Below are 3,310 nucleotides of genomic sequence, written 5' to 3'. Positions count from 1 at the left end.
GAAGAAACCACCCTGGAAGAGGCATCCCTTGCTAAGTACGACCGCATCATCGAACAGCTTGATATTAAGGACGGGCAAAAGGTGTTAGAAATCGGATGTGGATGGGGAGGCTTTGCTAAACGCCTTCTCGATACGACCGAGGCCATTTGGACGGGTACCACAATTTCCAAAGAGCAGCATGCTTATGCCCAAAAGGTGATCAAAGAGTCTGGCCATGCCGGCCGGGCAAATTTACTCATGGATGACTATCGTACTCTTAGTGGTTCCTACGATCGCATTGTCTCCATCGAAATGATTGAAGCGGTGGGTCATGAATATTTACCCACTTACTTCACCAAAATTTCCGACCTTCTTGCTCCGGATGGAGCTGCCCTCGTCCAGGCAATCACCATGCCTGACCACCGCTACGATCAGTATTTACAAGAAGTAGACTACATACGAACCCGGGTATTTCCCGGCAGTTGTGTACCATCTGTATCTGCAATGATCTCGGCCGTAGTCAAAAAATCCGACCTCCGACCAACCGGTGTTCAGGATATTGGATATCACTATGCCCAAACCCTGCGGGAATGGCGCTTGCGCTTTTTAAAAAATGAAGAAGCCATCAAAAGCTTGGGCTATGACGATTCATTCCGACGGGCATGGATTTATTATCTTTGCTACTGCGAAGCGGGATTTGAGGAGGGATACACCGGAGATATCCACCTTCTTTTAACCAAGCCAAATTGCAAAGTGGGCAAAGGGTTTACGCAATGAATAAACCTCCAAACTTCCTTATCGATTTAGTCGTCTTTCAAGTCGCCTGGTTTGCATGTGTTCTCGGATCGGCAACCGAATACCCATTTCTCTTTCCCTTTGCTGGATTTCTTTTCGTTCTTTGCCGAATTGCCACGACCCGGCGTTTCCGTTCATCCTTTCCTTTTCTTCTCGCTGCGGTCGCACTCGGCATGGTTGGAGATTCCCTGCTTGTTCACCTGGAAATGCTCGCCTTTTATGCCGACCCCACAGTGGGCGGCGCCCCACTGTGGATGATTTTTCTCTGGGCAAATTTCGGGCTTATGCTTAGGCCTTTATTTTCCTGGTTCCTGCAGAATAATTCCCGCTGCCTGATCGGATTTGGTCTTGGCGGATTGATCGCTTATGCCTCTGGTTGGCAACTTGAACGCCTCGCTTTTACCTCTGACTGGACATCTGCCATCGCCATCGCAACAGAATGGGCAATTGCCGGGTTGATCCTCAGACAACTTCACCATAAGTACAGAAATATTCATCAATGAATAACCTGGATCTTCTGCTCTACGGACAGGCAGCAGCATCGTTGGTGATGCTCGTTGGTTGGCTAATCGCCCTGGCTATTCGTAACACTTCGTATGTTGATGTGTTGTGGGCCTATGGCGTCGGCGTACTTGGCTTGGTTTATCTCTATTTCATTCAGGAAGAATGCCACCCCGCCAGGCATGCCCTACTCCTCGGACTGCTCGGAGTATGGTCAGCCCGTTTGGGCACTCACCTACTTCGAAGGTGCTGGGGGAAACCAGAGGATGCACGGTATGCATACCTGCGCGATCACTTGGGCAAAAATGCAAACGTCGGATTCTTTCTCTTTTTTCAGGTACAGGCATTTTGGATCGTTTTATTTGCCAGTCCTTTTCTCATCCTCGGACGGAATTCGTCCGACCTCGCCTGGTTTGATCACCTGGGTATGTTTATTTGGATCTTAGGATTTGTAGGGGTCAGCTTGGCGGATAAACAATTGCGCCTTTTTAAAAATACCCCCGGACGTTCTCGCCAAGAGGTTTGCGATTCTGGACTATGGAAATATTCCCGACACCCCAATTATTTTTTCGAATGGATTCTTTGGTTGGGCTACCTTCCGATGGGCATACTCTCTACCGGTGGTGCATGGTTATGTATAGTACCCCCAATTCTCTATCTCTTCCTTACCCGAATCACTGGCATTCCTTTTGTGGAGGCACGTAAATTGGAGGTAAGCGGAGACGCCTACCGTTCTTATGTCGAGCGTACCCAATCTTTCTTTCCTTGGTTCCCTAAGTCAAAAAACTCTCATCAATGAGCCTTACTGATTCTTTCATTCAATTAAGCGAACGCGGTTTGGTGCCTGACTTTCTCATCCGTGCAGGCATACGCAACCTCTGTAAAAAACGCCTCGAACAATGTCAGTCTGAAGATTGCGAAGCCAACGCAGAACTCGCCGAGGAGTACATACGATCGGTCGATCAATCCGACCTTGCGGTGGAGACTGAAAAGGCCAACGAACAACACTACGAAGTACCCTCAGGTTTTTACCGCCTCGTATTAGGCAAAAACTTGAAATATAGTTGTTGCTGCTACCACCCCGGCACCCACGGGCTAGATCAAGCGGAGGACCGTGCCCTAGAACTCACTTGCAAAAGGGCAGACCTGCAGGATGGCCAGGAGATTTTAGAGCTTGGATGCGGTTGGGGTTCCCTCTCCTTATGGATGGCAAAACACTATCCAAAATCACGTATCCGTTCGGTTTCCAACTCCCATTCCCAACGCGAATATATTATGGAAACCGCCAAGGAACGTGGATTAAACAACCTCGAAGTAGTCACTGCAGATGTTAATGCTTTTAAGCCCGATCAATCCTACGACCGTGTGGTCTCTGTTGAAATGTTCGAGCATGTGCGTAATCATCGCCAACTCTTCCAACAAATCTTCAATTGGTTAAACCCGGGGGGGAAGCTTTTTACTCATGTATTTTGCCACCGTTCCACCTCATATCCCTTCGAAGTCGAGGGGGAAGACGATTGGATGTCCAAACATTTTTTCAGTGGGGGTACCATGCCCGCGGACGAACTCTTTTTGCGGATTTGCGGAGATCTCGAGCTCGAAAGACGCTGGCGATGGTCGGGCAGGCACTACGGGGAAACCTCTGAGGATTGGTTGCGTAACCTCGACCAAAACAAATCCGCCGCCCTGCGTATCTTCGAGAATGATCAAACACCCTTAGAGGCAAAGAAAACTTACCACCGCTGGCGTATCTTCTTTCTCGCCTGTGCCGAAACCTTTGCCTACGCCAAGGGCCAGGAATGGTGGGTCTCCCACTATCTCTTCGCCAAGCCGGCCAAGGGGTAAAGGATTTATGACTCGATAGATTCTTGTTTTTGAACGGGCTTATAAAGATAGTTGCCCTCCTCCCCGAGCTTTGCAAAAAAGTTCATTCGCCTTTTTTTAACAACTCACTCACCTCCCCCAACCCTTAGCGTATTATGAAACTCGAAACCCAGTGCCTACACGCAGGCTACCAGCCCGACCCAACCACCAA

At 49.1% G+C, this 3,310-nt stretch carries 4 protein-coding genes; all 4 read left to right on the top strand.

The window, feature by feature from the left end; all coding sequences use genetic code 11:
* Positions 1-756, top strand: a 756-nt coding sequence (locus ACKPQ4_RS00285) for a class I SAM-dependent methyltransferase (RefSeq protein ID WP_407679208.1), incomplete at its 5' end; no start/stop codon positions are given.
* A complete protein-coding gene (locus ACKPQ4_RS00280; RefSeq protein WP_407679207.1) occupies positions 753-1,277 on the top strand; it encodes a DUF2878 domain-containing protein in 525 nt (174 codons plus the stop codon). The genes ACKPQ4_RS00285 and ACKPQ4_RS00280, both read left to right, overlap by 4 nt.
* Positions 1,274-2,074 (top strand): DUF1295 domain-containing protein, encoded by an 801-nt coding sequence (locus ACKPQ4_RS00275; protein WP_407679206.1) that lies wholly within the window; start codon positions 1,274-1,276, stop codon positions 2,072-2,074. Before ACKPQ4_RS00280 ends, ACKPQ4_RS00275 begins: the two co-directional genes overlap by 4 nt.
* Positions 2,071-3,120 (top strand): SAM-dependent methyltransferase, encoded by a 1,050-nt coding sequence (locus ACKPQ4_RS00270; RefSeq protein ID WP_407679205.1) that lies wholly within the window; start codon positions 2,071-2,073, stop codon positions 3,118-3,120. Before ACKPQ4_RS00275 ends, ACKPQ4_RS00270 begins: the two co-directional genes overlap by 4 nt.
* Positions 3,121-3,310 lie beyond the last annotated feature (190 nt).

The organism is Candidatus Chordibacter forsetii (assembly GCF_964187505.1).
GTDB classification, from domain to species: Bacteria; Verrucomicrobiota; Verrucomicrobiia; order Opitutales; family Seribacteraceae; genus Chordibacter; species Chordibacter forsetii.
This window is presented reverse-complemented; position numbering and strand designations above follow the sequence as displayed.